This window comes from Acinetobacter sp. MF4640 (genome assembly GCF_002018895.1).
Lineage (GTDB): Bacteria > Pseudomonadota > Gammaproteobacteria > Pseudomonadales > Moraxellaceae > Acinetobacter > Acinetobacter johnsonii.
Genome location: NZ_MVOM01000014.1, coordinates 15,347 through 38,561, shown reverse-complemented (window position 1 = coordinate 38,561; position 23,215 = coordinate 15,347). Strand labels below are relative to the sequence as shown.

At 38.0% G+C, this 23,215-nt stretch carries 20 protein-coding genes; 9 read left to right on the top strand and 11 right to left on the bottom strand.

Annotation, left to right across the window (positions count from 1 at the left end):
• The first annotated feature begins 63 nt into the window (after window positions 1-63).
• Window positions 64-324, top strand: a complete 261-nt coding sequence (locus tag MF4640_RS06635; protein WP_010591040.1) for a hypothetical protein — start codon at window positions 64-66, stop codon at window positions 322-324.
• Here the strand turns inward: MF4640_RS06635 and MF4640_RS06630 are convergent.
• Complete coding sequence (locus tag MF4640_RS06630) at window positions 319-1,158, bottom strand: hypothetical protein (RefSeq protein ID WP_010591041.1); 840 nt, start codon at window positions 1,156-1,158, stop codon at window positions 319-321. The two genes, MF4640_RS06635 and MF4640_RS06630, sit on opposite strands and share 6 nt — an antisense overlap.
• Before the next feature lie 201 nt (window positions 1,159-1,359).
• Between MF4640_RS06630 and MF4640_RS06625 the strand changes: the two genes are divergently transcribed.
• Both MF4640_RS06625 and MF4640_RS06620 read left to right on the top strand, forming a co-directional pair.
• Complete coding sequence (locus MF4640_RS06625) at window positions 1,360-2,010, top strand: hypothetical protein (protein ID WP_005028512.1); 651 nt, start codon at window positions 1,360-1,362, stop codon at window positions 2,008-2,010.
• Complete coding sequence (locus tag MF4640_RS06620; protein ID WP_005028510.1) at window positions 1,986-2,777, top strand: TraX family protein; 792 nt, start codon at window positions 1,986-1,988, stop codon at window positions 2,775-2,777. The genes MF4640_RS06625 and MF4640_RS06620 overlap by 25 nt, the downstream gene beginning before the upstream one ends.
• Before the next feature lie 68 nt (window positions 2,778-2,845).
• Here MF4640_RS06620 and MF4640_RS06615 read toward each other — a convergent pair whose 3' ends face one another.
• The 4 genes from MF4640_RS06615 to MF4640_RS06600 form a co-directional block, all read right to left on the bottom strand.
• Entirely contained in the window at window positions 2,846-3,592 is a 747-nt protein-coding gene (locus MF4640_RS06615) for a hypothetical protein (protein ID WP_005028508.1), read from the bottom strand.
• A gap of 118 nt (window positions 3,593-3,710) precedes the next feature.
• Complete coding sequence (locus MF4640_RS06610) at window positions 3,711-4,451, bottom strand: hypothetical protein (protein ID WP_005006125.1); 741 nt, start codon at window positions 4,449-4,451, stop codon at window positions 3,711-3,713.
• Between the two features lie 34 nt (window positions 4,452-4,485).
• On the bottom strand, window positions 4,486-5,025 hold the full coding sequence (locus MF4640_RS06605) for a hypothetical protein (protein ID WP_010591043.1): 540 nt from the start codon (window positions 5,023-5,025) through the stop codon (window positions 4,486-4,488).
• Between the two features lie 80 nt (window positions 5,026-5,105).
• Window positions 5,106-5,528, bottom strand: coding sequence for a hypothetical protein (locus MF4640_RS06600; RefSeq protein WP_005028504.1), 423 nt, complete (start codon window positions 5,526-5,528; stop codon window positions 5,106-5,108).
• 59 nt (window positions 5,529-5,587) lie between these two features.
• Here MF4640_RS06600 and MF4640_RS06595 point away from each other — a divergent pair, with 59 nt between their 5' ends.
• From MF4640_RS06595 to MF4640_RS06580, 4 genes are all read left to right on the top strand, one after another.
• Window positions 5,588-6,394, top strand: coding sequence for a hypothetical protein (locus MF4640_RS06595; protein ID WP_078389074.1), 807 nt, complete (start codon window positions 5,588-5,590; stop codon window positions 6,392-6,394).
• Between the two features lies 1 nt (window position 6,395).
• A complete protein-coding gene (locus MF4640_RS06590) occupies window positions 6,396-7,259 on the top strand; it encodes a lytic transglycosylase domain-containing protein (protein WP_005028500.1) in 864 nt (287 codons plus the stop codon).
• Between the two features lie 85 nt (window positions 7,260-7,344).
• A complete protein-coding gene (locus MF4640_RS06585) occupies window positions 7,345-7,851 on the top strand; it encodes a thermonuclease family protein (RefSeq protein ID WP_005006141.1) in 507 nt (168 codons plus the stop codon).
• Window positions 7,852-7,856: 5 nt separating this feature from the next.
• On the top strand, window positions 7,857-8,165 hold the full coding sequence (locus MF4640_RS06580) for a hypothetical protein (protein ID WP_005006143.1): 309 nt from the start codon (window positions 7,857-7,859) through the stop codon (window positions 8,163-8,165).
• Window positions 8,166-8,969: 804 nt separating this feature from the next.
• On the opposite strand, the gene MF4640_RS06570 is transcribed toward MF4640_RS06580, so the two are convergent.
• The 5 genes from MF4640_RS06570 to MF4640_RS06550 all read right to left on the bottom strand — a co-directional run bounded on the left by MF4640_RS06570 (window position 8,970) and on the right by MF4640_RS06550 (window position 18,148).
• A complete protein-coding gene (locus tag MF4640_RS06570) occupies window positions 8,970-10,319 on the bottom strand; it encodes an ISL3 family transposase (protein WP_005006145.1) in 1,350 nt (449 codons plus the stop codon).
• Window positions 10,320-10,331: 12 nt separating this feature from the next.
• Window positions 10,332-13,616, bottom strand: coding sequence for a type I restriction endonuclease subunit R (locus tag MF4640_RS06565; protein WP_078389072.1), 3,285 nt, complete (start codon window positions 13,614-13,616; stop codon window positions 10,332-10,334).
• 16 nt (window positions 13,617-13,632) lie between these two features.
• Complete coding sequence (locus tag MF4640_RS06560) at window positions 13,633-14,673, bottom strand: Abi family protein (protein ID WP_078389071.1); 1,041 nt, start codon at window positions 14,671-14,673, stop codon at window positions 13,633-13,635.
• A 140-nt stretch (window positions 14,674-14,813) separates the two neighbouring features.
• The gene (locus MF4640_RS06555) at window positions 14,814-16,142 is read right to left on the bottom strand and encodes a restriction endonuclease subunit S (protein ID WP_078389070.1); all 1,329 of its coding nucleotides are present in this window, start codon (window positions 16,140-16,142) and stop codon (window positions 14,814-14,816) included.
• A 2-nt stretch (window positions 16,143-16,144) separates the two neighbouring features.
• Window positions 16,145-18,148: a type I restriction-modification system subunit M gene (locus MF4640_RS06550; protein ID WP_078389069.1), complete on the bottom strand. Its 2,004-nt coding sequence runs from the start codon at window positions 18,146-18,148 to the stop codon at window positions 16,145-16,147.
• Window positions 18,149-18,316: 168 nt separating this feature from the next.
• Between MF4640_RS06550 and MF4640_RS06545 the strand changes: the two genes are divergently transcribed.
• Window positions 18,317-18,982, top strand: a complete 666-nt coding sequence (locus MF4640_RS06545; protein ID WP_078389068.1) for a hypothetical protein — start codon at window positions 18,317-18,319, stop codon at window positions 18,980-18,982.
• A 321-nt stretch (window positions 18,983-19,303) separates the two neighbouring features.
• On the opposite strand, the gene MF4640_RS06540 is transcribed toward MF4640_RS06545, so the two are convergent.
• A complete protein-coding gene (locus MF4640_RS06540) occupies window positions 19,304-22,147 on the bottom strand; it encodes a hypothetical protein (protein ID WP_078389067.1) in 2,844 nt (947 codons plus the stop codon).
• 298 nt (window positions 22,148-22,445) lie between these two features.
• On the opposite strand from MF4640_RS06540, the gene MF4640_RS06535 reads away from it, so the two are divergent.
• Window positions 22,446-23,108 carry a GIN domain-containing protein gene (locus MF4640_RS06535; RefSeq protein ID WP_065995361.1) on the top strand — a complete coding sequence of 221 codons (663 nt, stop codon included), beginning with the start codon at window positions 22,446-22,448 and terminating at the stop codon, window positions 23,106-23,108.
• The last annotated feature ends 107 nt before the right edge of the window (window positions 23,109-23,215 follow it).

Genomic DNA, 23,215 nt, shown 5'->3' with positions numbered 1-23,215 from the left:
AACGCACGGTCCATAGATCAACCGATCGCCGTGCACCACGTTCGCAAACATATTGTATGAAAGGTGGACTATCAATATATTCCCTCGATCTCACAAATAGATGATCCTTATATCAAGTATGTGGCGCTTGAAAAGGATAATTTAGGTTTATTCTGCGATGGAAATGACGTCTTTTGGTTAGACTTTGCCACGGGCAAAACCAGTACAGATTTTTCTTCTGCTACAAAACTTCGGTATGGCCAGGCCCTTTCGTTAAAAGATCGCTATATTCTTCTTCCTTTTGATATAGCCGATGCACATAAACGACCATGGTGCTATTTATGAATATTGAAATGCTTTTGTGTATGTCCAACTTAAATTGACCAACAAATTAGGTTCTTTATCCAAAGCGAATAGATCTGAATAAACATTAAAGTTTTTACCCAAAAATGCATTGTGTAAGAAGTGAATAAGGTCTAGATCCACGTAGTTAACCGTAGACACAATCTTTAAGTATTCAGACAAAGCTTTAAACATCGGTGTTAGCTCTGCGATGGCACGGCTAAACCGCTGTTCTGATTTATGCTCTCTATATTTTTCAAAGCCATTTTTCAAAATCCTTTTGAGCTCTGCATCATCAAATGGAATATTTGAATAAAACTCACCAGTACTAAGATCTCCAAAATTAGACATAAAGTTATCAATCACGGGGAATTTACGTTCTAGAGATAAGCGCTGCGTTGATCTGATCAATTTAATGAATGAATAGAAAAACGGTAAGAAGCGTCTGTAGTAATCATAAATAACCTCTGCAAGCTTACGATCGCGAACATCAGCATTGATGGCTACACATTTAGGATATTGCGTAACAAAAATGGGTTTCTGCAGATAAATGGTAAGGTCCTTAAACACCTCAACACCATTTAGGCGATTAGATTTAAGAAATGACCAATCTACCAAGTCATAATCAACTGCACGAATCTCTCTTAGATTTAATTCATCAAACTTAAAGTTGAGTAGGCGTAGGTAATCTACAAAATTAGCCAAGTACCATGGCTGAGTTTTATTGATGTTGTATTCAGGATGACTATCAATGTCCAAGTGATTTAATAAATTGGTCCACGACTTGTCAATTCCAGCCAAATTAACTTTTTTGTCTATTCGATCAGGGGTAAGCATAGTAATCCCAATTGTATATACTAATTCGTAAGAAATTAGATACATTGTATCAATAATTCCTAGAATAAATATTCTTTTAAATTTTTTATCAATTCTAATTCGCCACACAACAAAAATGCTTATTTACTGAGCTAAAAACTTATATCCAATTAATTAAAACCCTATATAATTATTTTAATACTCTAATTCGAGTGAGTTGTTATGATTAGTGATCCAATCGAAATCGCAAAATTAAAACAAAGCATCTTAGATTTAAGAAACAATATTTTTCCTCCACAAAACCTTTTAACGGTTGATGGATTACCAATTTATTATGGTGAGAAAAAGTTTGTTGATGAATATCTTGCACAATGGATGGACTTTTATCAAAAAGCATTAGAACTTTCTAGTCCTTTTGGTGATCCTATTGATTTGTCCGAAATAAATGAAATTCATTTGCCTGTGCATTTTAATTTGCCCGTGTTTGCTCGTAATGTCACTCGCATGATTTTAAATAAAACACTGGCCAAGGAATCTATTACTTTTCGTTCAAGTGCAGATCTGTTTGAGAAGTGCGGATACTTCAATCGTGAATATACGGATTTAATTTATGAGTACTTTGATCGTGATGAAGATAACGTATTGGTCGGGCATCGACCGTATAACGATATTCGTGCGTACTTGTTTTATGCCGGCGATGAAGAGCGTCATCGCACGAGATTTTATAACTCTGGCCTGGTGCTCGGTTATCCCGAAGGTTGGAATAGCATTGAGATCTTAGATAATCGTAACAACACCCGAAAACAGCGTAGTGATGCTTATACAAACCCTTTAGCGAAAAATAACACATGGTTCATCTACAAGAAGCTGTAATTAGCCAAAGCGCCGTGCGAGATCGCAATAGAGCCTTGGATCTATTGAAGTGGATTGCGATTGTGACCATGGTTATTGACCACGCATCAATATTATTTCCTCAATATAATCTGTTGTTGAGGACGATTGGCCGTTGTGCTTTTCCTATTTTTTGTATCATGCTTGCATTCAATTTGAACCAAGCTATTCCTAAAAAGAAAACCCATACATTAAAAAACTATTTTAAAAATTTGGCGTTGTTTTGTGTGCTATCAGAAGTACCGTATCAACTATTCAACCAAGAGCCATTTACAACACTGAACGTCATGCCTACGTTGCTTTTAGGATTTTTGCTTGTTGTATTGGGGGAATCTAAACATAAATATGCAACGCTGCAGTTTGTCTCTCTGTTAGTCGTGACCACATTGCTATCTAATTTTATTATGTATAGCGTGTGGGGCGTTTTATTAATTGTATTCCTGTATTTATTCTTTAAAACAACCAACGTTCGTTCTAAGAAATACTTTTTAATGATCAGCGTCTTGCTCACTTCATTGGCCAACATTTTCAACTGGTTGATTGGTGGCTACTATACGGATATGACTACATATTCTTTGGCATTCTCATTTGCTGTCAGTAGCGCCATTGCAACGTATATTGGTGCACAATTCCTACTGAAAGGACAGCACATGAATATACCTTTTGAATTACCGCCAGTGGGGAAGTGGGCGTACTGGTTCTATCCAGTACATCTCGTAATCATTTGGATTCTTTTTAAATTTGCATAATAAATTTAGGCTCAAAAAAAGCACCAAAGTATTTATGACTAAGGTGCTTTTTTATTGCTTAATCAGCGTTATTCGCTAGATCCAGCATCTAAACCGAATGAGCTAATTTCTTGCTGTCTTTCTTGCTCAGCTGCTTGTTCTGGTAATGCTTGTGGAGTAGGTGCACCAGCTTGGTTATTTTGTTGATCATATTGATTCAGCAATTGCTTTAATGCTTCAGGATCTTGAGCAATTTGATTCGCAATTTCTAATGTTGGGTCCTGTTGTTTTTTACCAGCAACATAACCAAAAATAGCCAAACCAATGAAAGCAGCGAAGAAAGTGGCAAGTACGATCAGTACAAACTTACCAATAATGCTACCTTTGAAGCGTTCAAACCAAGTTTCATCTTCATAGTGGTAAGGTTGGTTAATGTTTTGGCAACCATCACTAAATGCATCCATCCACGCATTACGAACCAATTGTTTAATTTGTTCTGTTTGCGGTAAATGACCTTTTTTAACCACGTTTACTTTGATTTTTGGCTCTGCTAATACAAAACGTTTTTCTTCACCATTACCTAGTGTATTAACGAGCTCTACGGTACCAGAACAAGTGAAATAACGACCAACATCATTGTTTTCTAAAGTATCAAAACCACTGATTTGTATTGTTAACTCTTTAAGATCGGCATTCGGGATTTTTATATTTTTAGGTTGACGATTCAAATCTTCAGAATCCGTATCAACTGAGATTGTTAAAAGGTCATTGTTACTAAAAATTGAAACAAGAGGGTCGTGAGATAGAATGTCTTTTTGCTTCTTAATTAAACTCACAATGTATCACCAGTTAAAATAGAAATTAAAAGTATTATATTTTAAAAAAGGGTTTTAGTGATAGTTTATTTTATGTTTAACGTAAAAAAAGCCACTTTTAAGAAAGTGGCTTTTAGGTTTAAGGGAGATAGTTATTATTTATAAAATATTCCTTTTTAATTCTCTTAATCTCCATGCCTTTGTCTAAAAGCAATTTAAACTCATTAAAATCATCACGCATAAGCTTATGAACCTTTAATGATTTTTGACTCTTAGCTTTGATGGCACTGTTGTATTGTACTGCAGCAACCAGATCGTAATGCTTATTTAGATCCAAACCATAAAGTGATGTTAATTTTTCAGAAATATAATCAAATATAACGGTCAAACAGATGACCTTATTGTTAGTGTTAGTCAGTATCTCTTCTGGAAATTCATTATTTCCCGAAGCTGCACTGGCTAAACGTGCCCATTCTGTCATGGGTAGGGAACCATCTTCACCAATCACGTTGATTAAGTTGTTTAAAAAGATAAAGCGGTGATTAAAAAACTTCACTTTGCTTTTTTGCAAAATTCTAAATGTATAAACGTTTGCCCAATACACAACATAGTTTTTAATCTTTAGACCATTGATTGAGTCTTGCGTTAATAAATCTTCATTGGTGATGCCATGATATTGAGTTGCTTCTTCAGTGACTTGTTTTTTTGGCTTCCAGTAGCTCTCTTCAGCATTATAAAGATACTGAACCTGTTCTATTGATGATGTGCGGCACTTTTTAATACGCGTCAAAATAGACGACTTAATAATGTCAGGCACATCAACTGGATTCTTGACTTTGGCGGTAAATTCCAGTGTGAGAAAACATAATGGTGCTGGCATAGCTTGGCCTTTCTAATATCCCTTAATTTATAACTTAAAACGTTCTATTTTCTGAATTGATATTCGCGAAATAAGGAACTAATTGCTTTTCTCGGTCATGAATGTATGCAGTTGATGACATATCCAATACCGCACCTGGTACATAAGTTAGGTTTAGATTGATATTTTCACCGTTACCATCGATCAAGACGCCATTAAACCGCGCTTTGTCTGAATCTCCTTTTACAAATAGCTGTTGGCCAACATAACCGGACAAGCTATTGATATAGAGGTTTTTCATTTTTTCCGAAGATTGCAAAGCATTTATATAGAGAAGATCCATAATTTTTTCTTCTCCATTTTGATTTCTAATTTTTACTGTTTTTGGACCAACAACATCCACAATTGTAGCAATCCATAAGTCATGATGTTCAACTTCCCAACCATTGTAGCGACTTTCAATCCAATCGGGGCTTAAGAGTCTTGGCTTAAAGGGGTAGGAGTAGATTTTGAATATTAAGATCGAAACCACAATTATGATTGGCAAGCCAAAACATATTTTTATTTTATGTTTCTTAAAAGCACTGTTAAACATAACCGTATATACCAAAAAATTTAAAATCATTTTAACTTAAAATAATAAGTTTGTATTGGTTAAAACCATTGATATATCAATTATTCATCACTGTTATAGGTATAGCCATCATCACTACTGCGATCTTTACCTACTAATAATGCTTCAATACGCTTAGCTTCAGCTATTGTTCTGAGTGCATTTTCCTTTTTTTCTTGTCGTTCTGTATGTTTACGAATCGCTTCAAGAACCTCAGGAGATAAGGCGTTTTCAGGTTGTTGTTCTTGGGCTTCAGGCTCGGAAGCACTTGCTTCTTCAGCCTTTATAGGTTGGTCTTTTTTCTTAGGATCTACCAAGTCATAAAACACAAGTTCTTTTGATTCACTCGTTGCCGATTCGTCTAAAAACTTCTGTTCTTGACCTTTTAATGGATCTTGTTCATTTGGAGTATTAGAGTTATTACAGGCACTTAAAAGGGTGGAAATTAAAATAACCGTTGCGAAAATAAAAAGGGTTTTAGACACGTTGAAAATCCTTTAATATAATAACGTATTCTACATAATAAAAGTCCGTAGGTAAAAGTATGTCTTCAGATAAAAATAGTTCTGATAGTGCTACACAAAAGGTAAATATTACCAATGAGGTTTTAGATGAAGCTGCCATTAAACAGGCAATTGAAGCTAGTCAACCCCGTAAATCAGGTATTTTAAAGCGAGTCTTTTTTGATTTCGGGCGTAAAACCCACTGGAGTTCAGCTAGAAAAGGGTTTTTACCGCATTTATCTAATATTAGATCAATGCTGTCTCCAACATGCCCCGAATGCGGTAAATCGATTTTAATGCATGACAACAGGATTCCACGTTCTTATAAAGGCAACGTGAATTGGGTATGTGCACACCCTTTATGTGAATATGAAATTGTCGCACCTAACAATTTTAAACAACTGAAAAGACTCATTGCTAATACTCACTACCCAAGAGGGCAAGAACGTTTAGCTTCAATGAGTAATGATGAAATAGACAAGCTTGTTAAAAACCATCAGTTTTCGTCTTATTTGTATTTAGCATTATCTATGTTTACAGGCTTCTACGTAGTTTATATGTTCTTTAAAGCGCTATATCCAATGCTTGTTGTACCAGGTGTATTATTGGTGTTTTATCTATACATGGTTAGCATCAATTCAGCTTATCGTGCGTGGCAAGTCCGTACTGGTCTTTTATTTTTACCGAATGCGCCATTCTTGGCATGGTTCCGCTATGCGCCAAAAAAATATAGCTTATCGTGGTATGACGGCAAAAACCCATTGCCAGTTGAAACACTGAATAAGTTAGCTGACCGTAAACAGCACCTAATCGACAATTTCAACAACAACGATAAAGGTGCTGATTAATATGCTGTTAAAACCAACGCTATTTGCGACTCTATTAGGATCAAGCGTTGCTTATGCTCAATTGCCTCAAAGTTCTGAGGCTCTAGGTGCATATGCAAACCATGTCAATTCTAATGGATCAAGTACACCATATCGACCATTTCAGGTCATGACCAACACTCAGCAAGAAACGGCGCCAGCAAAGCCAAGAGGATTTACGAGTCGTTACTTGGGCGTGAAGTACACACCGCAAAAAACTGAAGAAACTCCGACTAGCACTGAGCGCACGGCAGTTGCACAAAATGGACCACAACCTAGTGGCCAGCAAGCACCAGCACCACAACAACAACCCGTTCGCCAGAATATCCGTCCTGTTTCTTATACCTATCCAACTACGCAATACAATCAATACAACCAAGCGAGTGTATCTTACGATCAAACCGTACCGGGTAGAGTCGCTACTTTGAGTTGTGTTATTCATGCTGCGCGGTCAGAAGGTGTTCCGCTGTATGTTTTATTGGGTATACATAGCAAAGAGCGTGGTACCAATGGACAAACAGCGCAAAACAAAAACCGTTCATTGGATATGGGGCAATTCCAAATCAATTCCATGCACTTTAAACGTGGCGGTATGTTTGAAAATTATAACAGCCATTATGTGCGTACTGATGGATGTCTGAATGCGCGACTTGCAGCCAAGATCTTGCGAAATCGATTAACCACAAAACCGTCAACCGATTTTTGGGTTAGAGCAGCTGCTTACCACTCATGGACGCCATCTTTTAATGCGATATATCGCAATGGCACGGCGAAACAACCTGGTTTAGTTGCGTATGCACTTCAATGGAAAAAATGGCTTGAGAGAAAGGGGATAAATCCTAACTAATCAGCTGAATATATTTTTTAAGAAAAAAATTGCAGTTACGTAATGCGATACAATTTACCTATTCTTTACCCACTAAGGATTCAAAATGAACCTTAATACAACTTTAAAAAGTTTAGCTTTAACCTTATCCATGTCTGTTGTTGCTACTGCAGCTCAAGCCGATTTTGTTGGCAAAGTTGTACGTATTTCTGACGGCGACACTATCACCGTTTTAAACAACAACAATGAGCAGATCCGTGTTCGCTTCAACCAGATTGATGCACCAGAAAAAAGTCAAGCTTTTGGTCAGAAATCGCGTCAGAACATCAGTTTCTTGCATGAAACGATTGTGTATGTGCAAGAAAATAGTAAGGACCGCTACGGTCGTACTCTTGGTACCATTTTTCAGATGCGTACAAACCAAGTGCCCAACTTAAACATCGTGAATAGTGTTAACTATAAGCAAGTTAAAGATGGCTATGCATGGGCTTATCGTGAATATCTCAAAGATAAAATTATTTTGAGTGCTGAAAGCAACGCACGTTCTCAACGCCTTGGTTTATGGGCTGATCCAAACCCTGTTTATCCAAGCCAGTACCGTCACAATAAGTAATATTGATGAACGGTGAATTAAATACCGCTAAAGCCGTAGCGGTATTAAATAAATATCTACTGCAACAACAATGTGGTAATCGTATGGAACTGCAGTTTTTCAGTGAAGAACTGCAAGCTCAGATTGAAGCTCTCAGCTTGGCTTCTGTACGAAATGAGTTGGTTACTCAGTTGGCAAATTTGGGAAAATGTCTTTGTGATGAAAAGTTGGTGAATTGTTCAGCCAACGCAAATTACTCAGAAGTGGCAATAGATTTCCTTGAAATGCACTTAGAGTCGCTGGAAGGGCGACAGTTCAAAGAAGGTTTTATATGACATCTATTGTCATATCCACGGAATCCAATTAATCACCAGATCAGAACGAACCACTAAGCAATTAGTGGTTTTTTTCCTAAGGGAACTAGATCAATTGTAGATTTTTAAAAGGTAATGTTATGCCGAACAAAGATGATGAACATGCAACTAAATAAAGCTTTCTACCTTTACCTTACTTTTGTAGCGATTCTTTGGGCTATTATCTGGTGGTGTTTACTGATTAATATGCACCAGTACTTTAGTGCGGTTTTTTATGTTTTAACGGGGTACTATTTTATTAATAAAATTTTTTTGATGAAAATTAGTCCTTATTCATCAAAAATACTTTTTACAGTTTTATGGCCAATTGCTTATCCAGTTTTATTCTTAATACTCTTGTTCAAGAGGTGGGATAAAATTTAAATTTGAAATGACACACCTATAACAACACCCTAGAAGGTGAAGTAATCCGAAAGTTAATTGGTTCAGTGGATCAAGTTTTAGCTAAGTAGTTTAACCTTGGCAACAAAAAAGTCCCATTTGCAACATTGGGGCTTTTTCATATCTATTTTTTATAGGTTATGAATCAACTAGCTAAAAAAAGAACAGCCTTATGTTGCTTTCATGCTTATTAGTAATACACTTATTTGTGAAAATTTTGGCATTACACAACAAATAGTTTCACATTTTTGGCAAAGCATAGAGTAGGGAAAGACATGGCGGAAAATTCACTCAAAAAAGGTCAGTACACACGCTTTAGTAATAAAATTGGACTCTACAGTGCGAATCAAGAAAACGTAGGTTTTATTAAAAAGGCTATTTGCATTATATGGTTGAAATTAGTTCTTCATCTAAATATTCATCACCGCCATACAATTCAACCAAGGTTGGAATATAAGCGCCATATTCCAACTTATTATTCTCTTGCTTGGTTGGAAATGCAGTTAAACCCTCATAACCTTCGGTTGATTTTAATGAAGATGATGGAGTCTTTAAAGTTGTAATAGATCGAGCCACTTTGTTATATAACATTTTTGCTCGAAGCACCTCAAAGGTATATCCTCGTCCCATTCGATTTGCGACCCTTGTAATACCATTATGCCCCTCAGTATAAGCATTGGTAATTCTTATTGGCGCATCCCAATAGGTGAATATATCCTCAAAGTGATTATTCACAGTTTTAGCAACGTCACGGAAAGACTTTAAATATTTGGGAATACTGCTTTCCCATTCATGAAACCTTTGTATGGCATCGTCTTTGGTTGTTGCTTCATAAATATTATAAAACTGCTCTTTGAGGTCATAAGCTTCCTTAAACTCAGGATGCCATTTTTCTAAATTTCCTAAAATTCTTTGTTGATCTTCGGTCAATGAATTTGGTCGTCTAAGCAGTATCCACCGTAAATGTTTTTTCATATTCAGTCGGGCATCACGATCCAAACTACTTTGTAAAGCTTTACGTTCAGTGTCTAAAGCTTCACTTGCCATTCTCACTACATGAAACTTATCAATAACCAACTTGGCATTTGGTAGGTGCAGACGGAATGACTTTTTGAAGGGTCGCCACATATCACTACAAATCCATTCTACTTTTTCTGCATCAGGCAGTTTGGCGAAGTATGGTATCAATGTATCTTGAGTTCTTTCAGGCAACATATCATATAAGCTGTTCATAGCAAGGTTGGTGATGACACAGCGATATGTTCCCATCAATTTAAGTTCATCAATACCCATAATCGTTGGAGTTTCAAACTTAATATCTCGTTCTAATTCCTCCACGAAATCGAGCGTAATGTTTTTAATGGTGTTCACGACTACACCCGTATCTTCGGCAAGTTGCGTAAAGGTTCGATCTAAGCAACGCTTGCGTACTTGCTGAATCAGCCGATGGGTCGCTCTGCGTTTTTCATCTAAGAAGCTGAGTTGAGGGGTAATCATGCTTTTGCATTCAGAACAGCGATAGCGTGTTCGTATCACCTCAATTTTTACAGGTTGCATCTGCAAGGGGGTATCAGCAAAATGATTGATACGCTGGCCGTGCTTATATAAGCGTCCACCGCATTCAGGGCATGTTTCCAAATGCTCACCGCTTGACTGTACGGTAATCATAATACAGCCATCTTCATTACGGTAATCTATCGGCTGTACACCTTCCAGTTGCAGAATATCAATCATTCCAATACTCCGTTATGTTAGACGATGCACATCAATGGTTTCACCATCTTTAAGCAATTTATACAGCACCTTGATCACATTCTGCATCGCTTGTGCATCGGTCTTGAGCAACAATGCTGATAAGTCTTGATGTGAGGTCAGTGCTTGAATAATTGCGCCTTTCGTTGCCGATGGCAAATTACCTTGCAAGGCTGTGGATTCAGGATTATTTTCAATCTGAGCCATAACTACATCGTTATTTCGTAGAATGGTTACTAAATGATTGATGTATACCACCTGTTCTTCACGGGTGGAAATATCGCCAAAAGTCTGAGCAATAAGATCAATGACTTCTTTCAGATAAGTCATTTTGGTTGGCTGTAAATCACCATTGGCTGTGCCTTGGATGGGGGCTAATGGTTGAGGTTCATCCGCTTCGGGATGATCGGTATCATCGGTTTTAAGTTTCTTTTTAAAGATGCCAAAGCCAGTCAGTACCAAGCCTGAAATATCAATTTCTTTAGCAGACATACCATTTAATCGTTTGGATAAGAGCTTGGTAAATGCCGAGAAGTTTTCAAGTTCAGGATCGCCAAAGTCAATAAGCTGTGCTACATAGGAATAAATACGGCTAAACTTATCCAAATTGCCTTTAAAGCGCATTAAAGTTTGTAATTCTACGTCTAACTGCTTGCGCTCAAATTCGGCTTTTTCTGCGCCTTCATCATTGCCGTCTGCTTTGGCTTGATCAAATGCAGTTTCCTGTAGCTCAATCGCCTGTTTGAGCATTTTCAGTTTTTGGTTAAACAGGCGGGCGACACGATCGGTTGCTTTAAACAGGTCGGGATGTGTGGTTTCTTTGAAATCATGATTGCTAATATCGCGGATAGTTTTAAAACGAGCTGCTTTAAACTCCTCCAAATCATCTTCGGTAATCAGATCAAGTTCTTCAATATTGTCTTTGATGGTATAAACCACATTCGGGTCTTGTACATCCACCATTTTTGCCCCGTTGTCGTACTTTTTGAAGCACTTTAAAATCCATTCAGGGTCATTTACAAAGTCAATTACAAAGGTTTGATCTTTGCCTGTGGTGGTACGGTTTAAGCGTGACAAGGTTTGTACCACTTCAACTTCATTGGCAATGACTTTATCAATGTACATGGCGCAGAGTTTGGGTTGGTCAAAGCCTGTTTGGAATTTATTCGCCACTACCATTAAGCGATATTCAGGGCGGTCAAATGCGATGCGTAAATCAGAATTAGGTGCATCGGCATTCATATTGGCTTCGGTAAATTCAGCATCTTCACCAACTTGAAATAGCACCCCGTTTTCGCTATCACCATCTGCTTCATGGCTAATCTGTTTGCCCGTGAGCTTACCCGAAAATGCCACCAAGACACGGTAGGCACTGTATTCAGGGTTATCATCAATATATTTTTCCAAGGCAATTTTATATCGTGCTGCCGCAGGGCGTGAACTGGTCACGATCATGGCTTTGGCTTGACCATTAAGCAAATTGGCAACATTGTGGTGAAAGTGTTGAATAATAAACTGCACCTTTTGGGTGACATTGGTCGCGTGTAAAGCCATCCAACGGGCTAAGGCTTTTTTGGCTGCTTTAGAATTGACCCGTTTATCATCATCAACAGCTTCACCGCCGAGTTTAAAAGCTGTTTTATAAGGCACGTAGCCTTGCAGTACATCTAAAATAAAGCCTTCTTCGATGGCTTGACGTTGCGGATACAAATGAAAGGATTCAGGTAAATTGTCATCACTGGCAGGCTCACCATTTTTAGTGCGCCCAAACAGCATTTTAGTCGAGTGTTTTGGGGTTGCAGTAAAGGCAAAGTGACTGATGTTTTTAGACTGTACACGGGCTTTTTGAATCTGCTCAAGTAATTCCTCAACAGTCAGGTTAGCCATTGCTTCACCCGACTGCAATGCCAATGTCGCTTGCAGTTTAGATGCTGTTGAGCCTGTTTGCGAGGTATGTGCTTCATCAATGACAATACCGTAGTTACGGTCGCTTAAACTGGTATTGGTCAGAATCGCTTCCATCACATGCGGGAAAGTCTGAATGGTCACAATAATGATCTGTTTATTGGACAACAGTGCATCTTCAAGCTGTTTGCTTTTCGATTTGCCTGCATGTTCTTTGTCATCACGGTTAATTGCAGCAATTAAGCCTTTCTGATGGTCTAATTGTTGAATGGCTTCCTGTAACTGGTCATCCAGTACCGTTCTGTCTGTCACCACAATGACGGAGTTATAAAACGGTGTACCGTCATTGTGACGCAAACGCACCAGTGAATGACACACCCAAGAAATTGTAGAGGTTTTGCCTGAGCCTGCACTATGTTCACATAGATAATTCAGTCCTACGCCTTTTTCTTGCACATCGGCTATGATTTTATTCACCGCATCAAACTGATGGTAACGCGGGAAAATCAGGCGTTCCTGTACCGTCCAATTACCATATAGATCGACTTTGTTTTTCTTTTCTACATAGACAAAATTATGGAAAATTTTCAGCCAATTATCACGTTGGCAGACATAATCCCAAAAATACGCCACTGGATAATCCTCACCTTTGGCTGCATCCGCAGGAGGGTTGCCTGCATGTCCCTGATTACCTTTGTTAAACGGCAAGAAATAGGTGCTTTCACCATCTAAAGCGGTGGTCATGGCAATTTCAGATTCAGACAAGGCAAAATGCACAATTGCACCACGCTTGGGTGTCAGCAATGGCTCTTTACGTCTTGTTTTAGGGTCTATCGGCTTACGGTCATTTTTATACTGCTCAATGGCATCTTCTAAAGACTGGTTAAACTCAGTCTTAATTTCCACCGTTGCCATTGGCAAGCCATTAATAAAGAACACAAGGTCCAAAATCCCTGCATCTTTGGATGGATGATATTTGAGTTGTGGGACAACACGTAGAATATTGGCGTTATAGCGGTCAATGACGGCTTGATTGCGTCCATCTTCGGGTGCGCTTTCACTGAGGTCGATTGTGCCTGCGCCCGCCATGCTAAAGCCATTACGAAAGATATGGATTGTGCCTTTCTTATTCAGTTCATCATCCAAGCGGTCGATGATGCGTTTTTCGGTATTATTGCCATTCAAGGCTTGCAGTTTTTCCCACTTTTCAGGCTGTGTGGCTTGAATCCATGTGATTAAATCTTCGGGATAGAGTGCATATTCGGTATGGTAGTTTTTACTTTGCCCAACCACCCAACCTTGCGCTTGCAGTTTTTGCACAATATAGACTTCTAAGTGACTTTCATAATGAGCTTTGTCTGTCAAAATATTCATGCTTTTTCCCTAATTTTTAATTCTGTTGTAATGCGTATTGCCAAAACGGGTCTTGATACCATAACTCAGGCATTCCCATGTTGGCTTTGGATAGTGATGGATACTGCTCAATTAAATCTTTGAGTCGTTTTGCCCATGTTGAATTTGGGCTGATCTTATAAAGTAAGGTTTGTATTGCCACCAAAAGCATATAGGTACGCTTCTCATAGCGAATCGCGGTATTACTCAATATGATTGGTTGTTGAAGCCATTGAATTGCATTTGACGTTGGAATCTTGATACTTCGCCCATGTTCTTTATTCCATAGTCGGCTATGGTGGGCGCAAATATTGCGTACATCATTCAGCGTTTTCAGCCATGATTCTAAAACTTCGGCATGTATTCCTAAGTTTTGAGCAATCTGTTTTTTGGCTTGAGTCGATTTAAGTCCAACATAAAGATGGCTGAGTTCGCCCCAAGTCAGCATTTCAATCATCATCCACGAAGGCGGTAATTTTGGACTGTCATATTTAGATAAATAGTGGCGTAAGAAGTTTTCTTTACGCACTTTGTCTTTCAAAGCATCTTTATCAGCTTGCGATACAGATTTACGTTGATCAATGGCTTTTTCATCACGCTCTAAGCGGCTTTTTTCATCCAGTAATTGCCGTTCAATACTGGCAAGCAAGCGCATGTGGGCATAGCCATAATTAAAATGCTGTTCATCGGTGTACCAAAAAGCATCATTGGAAAGATGACATAACACATTACAAATTTGTGCCCGTATAGCGACTTCGATACGTTCAATCGCATCCATAACCAAGAGCCGTAACTCCCGATCAAAGATATATAGATCGAGTACATCATCAAATGTGGTATTGGCTTTAAATTGATGTAAAACCGTTGAAGGCGTAGTGACAATTTGCTGAAATGGAATGGTATAAGCCGATAGGCGATAGTAGCCAATAAAGCTTAAATAGCGGTCTGCCCGTGCAAGATCAGGAATGATCAAGCCACGGTCTTGCCATGTTTGCAGATGGTCTTGGTTGCTTTTTGCCTGTTTGGTGAATTGAACCATCGTCTTTTCTCAGGCAAAAAAAACCTGCCGATTTGTGCGTGAACAAGCGAACTTGAACCTAGGCATGGCAGGTATGTTGGAAAGAATAATGACAAATGTCGCTATTGAAGTAAAGCGAAATTTACACTTTGCTAAAGAAATCATGCGCCGAACGCCCTTACGTCAATTTTGCCTGTGACAGCATGGGAGATAATCGAAGCACGATATTCTTTAAGCTTTTCGATTAGTTCTGTTTGCTTGGCTTTTAATAATGATATTTTTTTACATTCATTATCTAAATACTCAACAATTAAATCTTGTTCATGAACTGGCGGCAGCCAAGAATATATGTCTTTTAATATACCTTGGGTAATACTAAAAACTTTAATACCTTTAACTTGTGTTTGAATTTGTTTGCGATGTGCATTTGAATCAAATATGTATGCAAAGAATCTCGGTTTTTGTTTCGATTTTAAACGAGCAATAACAGTATGATACCCTGCGAAAACTTGGGAATTACTATTTAAATATGAGAAATTACCTGAACCTTCAAAATCTTCTGATGTATCAGCAAAGATAAAATCACCACTATTCAAAAGGCAGTTTTTTGAGGTTTCTAAATATTCTTCTGACACAAATTTCATGTCATTAATTTCAGGGTTAAATTCAAATCCAAATTTTGAGTGCACCTCACCATAACTAACACACGGAATTCCTGATTCCTGTAAGTTTTCTTTCGTGATACTTAGGCCTTTACTAAAATTGAATATGTGTCTGTTCTTTAACACCGTCCAATGCTCAGGCACTTCGCCCAACCATTCCACACCACTATCTTTCATTGGTGCATTAGGATTTAAACCTTTAGTGACAGCATGAGAAATAATCGACTTACGCTGTTCTTCTAAAAGCTCAATTAACTTTTCTTGTTTGGCGATGAGGTTATCAATTCGGGTGGTTTCCGTGTCGAGGAATGCAACGATTTTTTCTTGTTCCTCAATGCTAGGAAATGGCATTTTTAAAGTATTAAAAGTTTCACTCTGCAAACGCCATCTGCCCATCTGAGCAGCACCTTGACCAAAAGCAAAAAGAATTTTATTTCTATAACCTAATTGGAATAAATGTAAAAAATATTCTTTATTAACTTTTTTATTTCTAACTTCAAATACTCGGTAATCAGGGCTAGTAACACCTTTAACTTTGGCAATATCAATCCATCCCGTTAGTAAGTCCATGTGATTCATTGCAAAATCACCGATATTTACAATTTGGTATTTAGAATAATCTTGAGCCATTTGCCCCGCATTACTTTCAATATCTTTAATTTTTAAACCTTTTTGAGTAATTGAAAGAACATTAAAACCTAATGTTCCTGCAATACGCTTTTGGATTTTAAATACATACTTATTGGGTTTGACTTGCCAATGCTCAGGTACATCACCTAACCATTCCACACCGCTATTTTTATAGCTTGGGTATTGTTCAAATTGCATCTTTAAACCTCCCCAAGCAATTGCGCAACTTCGGCAGACAGTTCTTTAATCTCCGCCATAATCTCATTCGGGTGGCGTGGCTGCTCAAACACATAGAAATAGCGGTTAAAGTTAATTTCATAACCGACCACACCCACTTGACCGTCTTTGCTGTCGGTATAGGTAGTATCAACTATCGCATCAGGCGCATGAGGAAGGACCTCTTTCGCCATATAAGCAGCAATATCTTGATTAAGCGGGATGTTCTCGTAATCGGTAAGGTCAGTATCCATTTGCACTTCACCATTAATTTCAACGGCTTCGGCATCAGGATTTTGTACCCCAAACGCAGCGATCAAAGCATTCTTTAAGCCCTTACTGACTTTGCTGAGTGGTAGATTTTTCAGGAATGTATTGTCAAACCAAGCATAGTCTTTGCTGTCACCAAACTGCTGCTCAATATGAGCTGATACCGCATTTTGGTCGCTGTCGGATAACTTGCTAAACTCTTTTGATGCTTTAAACAATTCCAGTTTTTCCGCATCAAATTGAAGATCAATGCGTAGAGGGCGCAAGACTTTGACTCGGCGGTAGCCAAAATCGGTATAGTCAAAAATCTTACTCACCGAACTTTCTTCAAAGTCGGCATAAATACGGCTAATTTCATCAATCGAATTTTGGTCAATAAACTTACGCTTATTACCTTCGTTTTTGCGCATAGATGAACCCATAGCAGTTGCATCAATGAGCTGTACTTTGCCTTTGCGCTGTTCAGGTTTACGGTTTGAGATTAACCAAATATACGTTCCAATACCTGTACGGAAGAAAATATCGGTCGGTAATGCCACAATTGCTTCGAGATAATCATTTTCTAAAATAAAGCGTCTGATTTCAGATTCACCTGAGCCTGCACCACCGTTAAAGAGTGGCGAACCTGAAAGCACAATCGCACCACGACCACCACCATTTTCGGGCAGTTCTAGTTTGGAAATTAGATTTTGTAAAAAAAGCATTGAGCCGTCACTAGCTTTAGGCAAGCCCGCACCAAAACGCCCATTTAAGCCTTTTTCTTTATGCTCTAATTGAACCGCACTGGCATCTTTCGCCCAAGACATGCCGAAAGGTGGGTTAGAACATTGATAATGGAAACGCTGCCCTGCAAATAAGTCATTACTGAGGGTACTGCCCAATTTAATATTTTGCGATAAATCACGGCTTGGGTCAGAATCCAGTTTTTTGAGCAACATTGAACCCAATGCGACCGCATGAGTTTCAGGCTGCAATTCCTGTCCGTGGGGTACAAGTACAGGGGCAACTTTATAAAGGTCCTTAAAACCGTCTACATAGTTCATCATGTCGGTTAGGAAGCCCGATGTACCGCACGTTTGATCATAGATAGTTCTGATTAAACCATTCTTTTGTTCAAATAGCTCATTATCAGGCTCAAGCAATAAAGTCGCTGCCAAATGTACAATATCACGCGGGGTCATAAAGTCCTCTGACCCCGTACCGACTTCTGCACCAAATCTAGCGATTAAATGTTCATAGACATTACTCATGGTGCGGTCAGGAACAACATTCGGATGTAAGTCGATGGCAGCAAAATTATTGCAAATGCGTAGCAGTAAATTCGCTTTAGAAAGCTTGTTAATCGTTGTATTGAAGTCAAACTGTTCAAAGATCACACGCACGTTTTCAGAAAAATTGGAAATGTAATCTTCAAGGTTGGCTTTGGTTTTTGTACCGCCTAAATTGGAAAGGTTATAAGTCGATTTGTTATAGAACGGATTGCCGCTTACGTTAGTAAGAATATCGTCAAGCGCCATCCCTTGATCTTTAAATTGCGCATAAGTATTGAGAACAGCATCTTTAGTTGGCTCAAGTACACATTCCAAACGTCTTAATACCGTAAAGGGTAAAATGATTTTACCGAACTCTGTATGTGGGAAATCACCCCAAAGATCATTTGCATTGTTCCAAATAAAACTTGCCAGTGTAGATTCGGTATTGTTTGGTGCAGATGCCATTTTGTTTTTCAACCTTATTTTGCAATAGTTAAATATTATGCAATTAACGTAGATTTTTCAACCTTGAAATGCAATATTTAAAAAATTCAAATCTGACTACTTTTTTATTTCATAATAAAGACTTAATGTTAAAATTTATCACAGGATAATCATTAGGCTTGGTGTGAGATGCCAAATAAGCAAGAAAAAATAACAGCATTTGGACAGTTTCGTATCTTAAAAATTGGAACAAAGTATATTCAAGCTGAACTGATCGGTAGTGTAAAAAATTATCAAGCCCAACTTGTTAAAAATGCCGTGCTATCAGATATAGAAATAGGTGCAACCATTTTTCTGCGAGTAAATGATCAATCTACCCAAAACAGATACGGCACTAAAGTTCAGTTTGAACCAATTGAGCTTTTAACTGACCAAGCTGAAATTGAGAAATACATTTTGGCTGACAGGAAGCGAGTAGCAGAAATTTACATTCAAGCAGCACAAGAAAATTTGGATAAAGGTTGGTATAGCGGTGATGCCATAGATAAGGCACTATTTTTTAGCGCAAGCCATCCAACTTATAAACCAATCAATATTGAGCTACGCCACAGACGACTCAAAAATATCATTCATGCTTGTTGTAATTATCAGTACAAAACAACAGCACACTTCATTCATTTGTGTCGAGCAACTATAGATATGTACAAAGATGAACAACGATTGAGTGATTTGGAATTAAGCCAGTTTGAACAAAGCATCATTAAGATTCAATCTGATTTGAATTTATCAGAAGAAAATGCTCAACAAAAAGCAAATGAATATTTGAGTCAACTAAAAGGATTATTAAAAAGCTAAATTCACTTTCAACCTTATAATGCAAATTTTAAAAATGATTAGCTCAAGTAGTTTCAACCTTAGATTGCAAAATTAGAGTTTGTTAAGTTAAAAATAAGGTGAGATTTATAAAAATCCCACCCTAAAATGCAAATAGCCCTTAAAAGAGGTGGAGAGTATGGGCTATAAAGAGATTAAGTGTTTAGGCTTCAAGTTCTTTAATAGCGATCCTCGTGGTGAAACTGATTTTGCACTGGATTTTAGGGCAACATTGCCACACTAATCTTGAAAACATTGACTCAAAAAGAAGCCCCGATATTCGGGGCTTTTTCATATCTGCTTTTACATATCGAACGACTGTCCACGTTCGTTAGTTTTGTTTAAATTCTGCGGTTCTATACCATACAGCTTTAGACCATCACCTAGAACGAGATCATCTACACGCTTTTCAAAACGAGTAAAGAAATCGTTCAGTCTTTGGAAGACTGGTGGTTCATCTAACAGTTTGGCCATGTTGTTTAATGTTTTACTTAGACTGTTCACAAGATTGAACTTTTGTTGACGGTCCAAAGACAAGCTGTTCGATGTATCTAAAAGGGTGGTGAGGCTTTCTTGAACCTTTAGATAGTTTTGATCATTGGTCACATTACTGACAATCAAATGCACTACTTTGTTTTTGATCTTCAATGTATCCAGATTCAATTGATCAAATGCAATGGTCCTATCAGTAAGATTTTCTCTAAATGTTTTGAGATTCTGCCACTCTGGATGTGCAGCCTCTAAATCAGATAAAACTTTCATGATTGACGCACGGTATTCGCTATCAGACGCACTAATCACAAAAAGTTCAGGATACGACCGCTTCTTAGAAACTTCTTCCTGAGCTTTATTGAGCTTATCTTCAGCGACAGCAATTGAACCCTCAACATCGGCATTACTAATACCAGCTTCATGAATTAACTTTCTAGCTTTATACATTTCTGCTGAATGAAGCCAAAAAGCGGTAAAGATAGCTGACTTAGCGTAGCTTTGATGATCGATACCTTGCTGAAGATTTTGTTCGGGAATGGTCGAACGATCCACACTCTGCAATTTAACTGTATCTTTGTTGATGTCCTTGGATACATCAATATGTACTTTGGTATTTTGCATGCTATCCATACTTGGGTTTGTGCTACTGGTTGGTTCTTTGGCACCCATTTTCTCGAATTCAATATCACCGGCTTTAATCTTTTGATGGCCATCTGCAGTAGCGACAACTTTCAAAACATCATTTTGAACTTTGGTGACATCAATTTCAGAAAGGATCTCCATATAAGACTTAATGCCCTCAAGAGTCATGACGGGCGTAGATACGGGTGCCGTAGCGGTTGGAGTTGGTTTATCATCAAATGCTTTATCAAATGACGGCGGTTGGTACTTTGGTTTTGCATAGGATTTCGTGCTACCTGTACCAGCTGGTCCATCATAGTTAGCTTTTGATAGATCTTGTTTACGCTTTTCAATATTTGCGTTGTAATTTTCAATATTTGCTTGGTTTTTAGCACGTATGTTCTGCAATTCCAGATATTTTTCATCTGATTGTGCAATCACAATGCCGTAATTCGGTTGGTATTCTTTATTAGGGAACTTGGTTGCATAAGCTTCGCGTTGACGGTTGTAGCGGTTAATTGCATACGCAACTTCAGGGATCTTGTTGTCTATACGTTTGACGGCGTTATTCAGTTCTTTTGCCAACTCTGCAGCTAAACGTTCAACACCTAAATATTGACGAGCATCATCCCAATCAGAAACAGATAATTTATTTTGGAAAACCGGGGGTAGGGTGATACGTGTATTTTCATGTTTGCTCACATCACCTAACACACCACTTAATGAAAAGTTGTGACAAGCTTCTTGTAAGCCAGGATTCAAACCAGACTCAAGCGTTTGGCCAGCATCGTTATCATAACCAACAAATATATTGGCTTCAGGATTGATACTGCGGATAAGCTCAGCAACACTTGAGATATTGGATTTACTGTATGACGCTAAAACTTGTGTGTTTTCTGCAGTAAAACCCTCACCCAATAAACCAAGCTCTAAACCAGCATCCAACGCCTTACGTGCGCTGATCGCTGTTGCCCAACCCTCCTTGATCAAATAGTTCTTTGCATTTGGGTTAAAGACTTCATAGCCAACATCAGGATTTTTGCTAACAGGCAAGAATGCATCTTTCGTTTTGGCTTTATCAAAAAAGTACTTGCCCTTATGCAGTACTTCTTCAAGCTTGTTGGTTTCTTTGTTGCGCTTTTTTTGGCGATGGTGGGTGATACGCTGTAAATTGACGACTTTGTTATTGGTGTCAATTAACGGTGCAAGAATGACAGCTCTGCTTTTACGTAAATCAAAGCCTTTTTTCTTTTCGCCCTCAAGCTCAGGTTCAAAGTTGATAAAATGCTTTTGATACGCTAATACATTCTCTACTGTTTCAACGAGAAGCTGTTGATTGGTGGCTGATTCAGGAAGTTCACGCTTTACTGCTTCAATGGCTTCATCACGGGTAAAGTTATCTTTACGCATGATTTTAGCGCCGTATGGCTCTAGGTTCTTTTCAACCATATACGGCATTTGTCGAATGTCGCGTTTAAAGGTCTGAATGCTTCCAGTTTTATTATTAAAAAATGAATCGTCAATAACTTTACCAGCACGTTGCCACTCAATACGGATAGCGATTTGTGCAGCTAAGAGCTCTTTTTCTTGTTGAAGTAGATGCTTCTTTTGAGCTTCTTCAAACTCACGTACACGGCGATCAACATCTTCTTTGCTTGGTGGTTTGTAGTTAGGGTTTGAATCTCGTTGAGGCTTGATTACGTTCTTATAGTGGTCAGCAAAAGCAATTGAGATTTCAATGTCAGTTACACCAAAGCGGTGTCCTTTGAGCACTGGCCAGTATTCACCAGTATCACGGTTCATGTTTGGATAGATCCAATACATCCCTCGTGGTTTGACATTGTTGCTACTTGATTTACTAGGGTTATCTGATTCGGTGAGGCAAGGCACTTTTTCATCAAATACGGTCACGAATTGATATTTACCAGATGACTTGAATACGAATCCGTAGTTTCGCTCCAGTTCTTCTTGGAAAAACTGAAACATCGTATTTAAATCACAATTATGTCGGGCGCTCGGTACTTTCTCAGCCATAACAATTCCAATTTCTAATATATATTCAGGTGCAATGTGCTACCCAGGTTGCATAGGACTATTAATCATATGCTTAAGAAAATTTATACTTTTAGTATATACCGATTCTAAAAACATTTCTGTTTAATCTTTAATATAAGCTATGTCTAATAAAGGTTTAAAGAAAAATTAAAAGTTTTAATTTATTATTTTAATAAAAAAGATTTAAGCCCTCAATGTTATAATTTACAGATATTAAATAGGTTATGAATGACCACTTATTTAGGGTTAAATTACTTTTAATAATTTGAGGCTTTATATGTCAAAACATATTTTTTCGGGTTCTGTTGTAATCAATGGCAACGGCAATGTATACAGTTCAGGTTCCAACTATCAAATCGTTGGAAGTGGCAAACCCGTGACTAAGCAAGTACCTGTAAACCCATTTAACGAAATCTGTATGAAAGGTCCAATGAGTCTGAAGTTTTTTGCTTCAAGTGTTTCTAAAATGGAAATTACTGCAGACGACAATATTGTAGATCTTATTAGTGCGACTTTTCAGGGTGGTGTATTGGTTTTAGCTATTCAGGACAATGTAAGTTTTAGTACTTGTTCACCGTTAGAAGTATCGATCAGTCACCCAAATTTAAAAGCTATTGATTTAAAAGGTTCAGGCAATATTCAGGTCTTAAATCTTAATGAAGATCAATTCACAGCAAGTATTAGTGGATCTGGAAATATGGATTTAGACGGTACCGTTGAACACTGTGTCTTATCTTTGAGAGGTTCAGGCAATTTTGATGCATTACCATTGAAAAGCAACAATTTAGAAGTGGCACTATCTGGTTCAGGCAATATCTTTTGTACAGCTATCAATTCTGCTCAAGTACAGCTTTCAGGCTCAGGCAACGTTAAAGTTTATGGCAAACCAATCCATAAGTCACAAAACCGAACTGGTTCAGGAAACATTAGTTTTAAATAGGTCGATAAACCTAGTTATAAGTCACAAAACCGAACTAGATCAGGAAACATTTGTCTTAAGTAGGTCGATAAACCTAGTGCAATGAAAGTTTAGAGAAAAACAAACCC

What these genes read in the sequence shown, in the direction of transcription:
- MF4640_RS06540 (WP_078389067.1), bottom strand. Translation starts at nt 22,147, where the DNA reads ATGGCTGAGAAAGTACCGAGCGCCCGACATAATTGTGATTTAAATACG.
- MF4640_RS06560 (WP_078389071.1), bottom strand. Translation starts at nt 14,673, where the DNA reads ATGGTTCAATTCACCAAACAGGCAAAAAGCAACCAAGACCATCTGCAA.
- MF4640_RS06620 (WP_005028510.1), top strand. Translation starts at nt 1,986, where the DNA reads ATGGTTCATCTACAAGAAGCTGTAATTAGCCAAAGCGCCGTGCGAGAT.
- MF4640_RS06625 (WP_005028512.1), top strand. Translation starts at nt 1,360, where the DNA reads ATGATTAGTGATCCAATCGAAATCGCAAAATTAAAACAAAGCATCTTA.
- MF4640_RS06580 (WP_005006143.1), top strand. Translation starts at nt 7,857, where the DNA reads ATGAACGGTGAATTAAATACCGCTAAAGCCGTAGCGGTATTAAATAAA.
- MF4640_RS06630 (WP_010591041.1), bottom strand. Translation starts at nt 1,158, where the DNA reads ATGCTTACCCCTGATCGAATAGACAAAAAAGTTAATTTGGCTGGAATT.
- MF4640_RS06605 (WP_010591043.1), bottom strand. Translation starts at nt 5,025, where the DNA reads ATGTTTAACAGTGCTTTTAAGAAACATAAAATAAAAATATGTTTTGGC.
- MF4640_RS06555 (WP_078389070.1), bottom strand. Translation starts at nt 16,142, where the DNA reads ATGCAATTTGAACAATACCCAAGCTATAAAAATAGCGGTGTGGAATGG.
- MF4640_RS06545 (WP_078389068.1), top strand. Translation starts at nt 18,317, where the DNA reads ATGCCAAATAAGCAAGAAAAAATAACAGCATTTGGACAGTTTCGTATC.
- MF4640_RS06535 (WP_065995361.1), top strand. Translation starts at nt 22,446, where the DNA reads ATGTCAAAACATATTTTTTCGGGTTCTGTTGTAATCAATGGCAACGGC.
- MF4640_RS06590 (WP_005028500.1), top strand. Translation starts at nt 6,396, where the DNA reads ATGCTGTTAAAACCAACGCTATTTGCGACTCTATTAGGATCAAGCGTT.
- MF4640_RS06550 (WP_078389069.1), bottom strand. Translation starts at nt 18,148, where the DNA reads ATGGCATCTGCACCAAACAATACCGAATCTACACTGGCAAGTTTTATT.
- MF4640_RS06570 (WP_005006145.1), bottom strand. Translation starts at nt 10,319, where the DNA reads ATGATTGATATTCTGCAACTGGAAGGTGTACAGCCGATAGATTACCGT.
- MF4640_RS06595 (WP_078389074.1), top strand. Translation starts at nt 5,588, where the DNA reads ATGTCTTCAGATAAAAATAGTTCTGATAGTGCTACACAAAAGGTAAAT.
- MF4640_RS06585 (WP_005006141.1), top strand. Translation starts at nt 7,345, where the DNA reads ATGAACCTTAATACAACTTTAAAAAGTTTAGCTTTAACCTTATCCATG.
- MF4640_RS06610 (WP_005006125.1), bottom strand. Translation starts at nt 4,451, where the DNA reads ATGCCAGCACCATTATGTTTTCTCACACTGGAATTTACCGCCAAAGTC.
- MF4640_RS06565 (WP_078389072.1), bottom strand. Translation starts at nt 13,616, where the DNA reads ATGAATATTTTGACAGACAAAGCTCATTATGAAAGTCACTTAGAAGTC.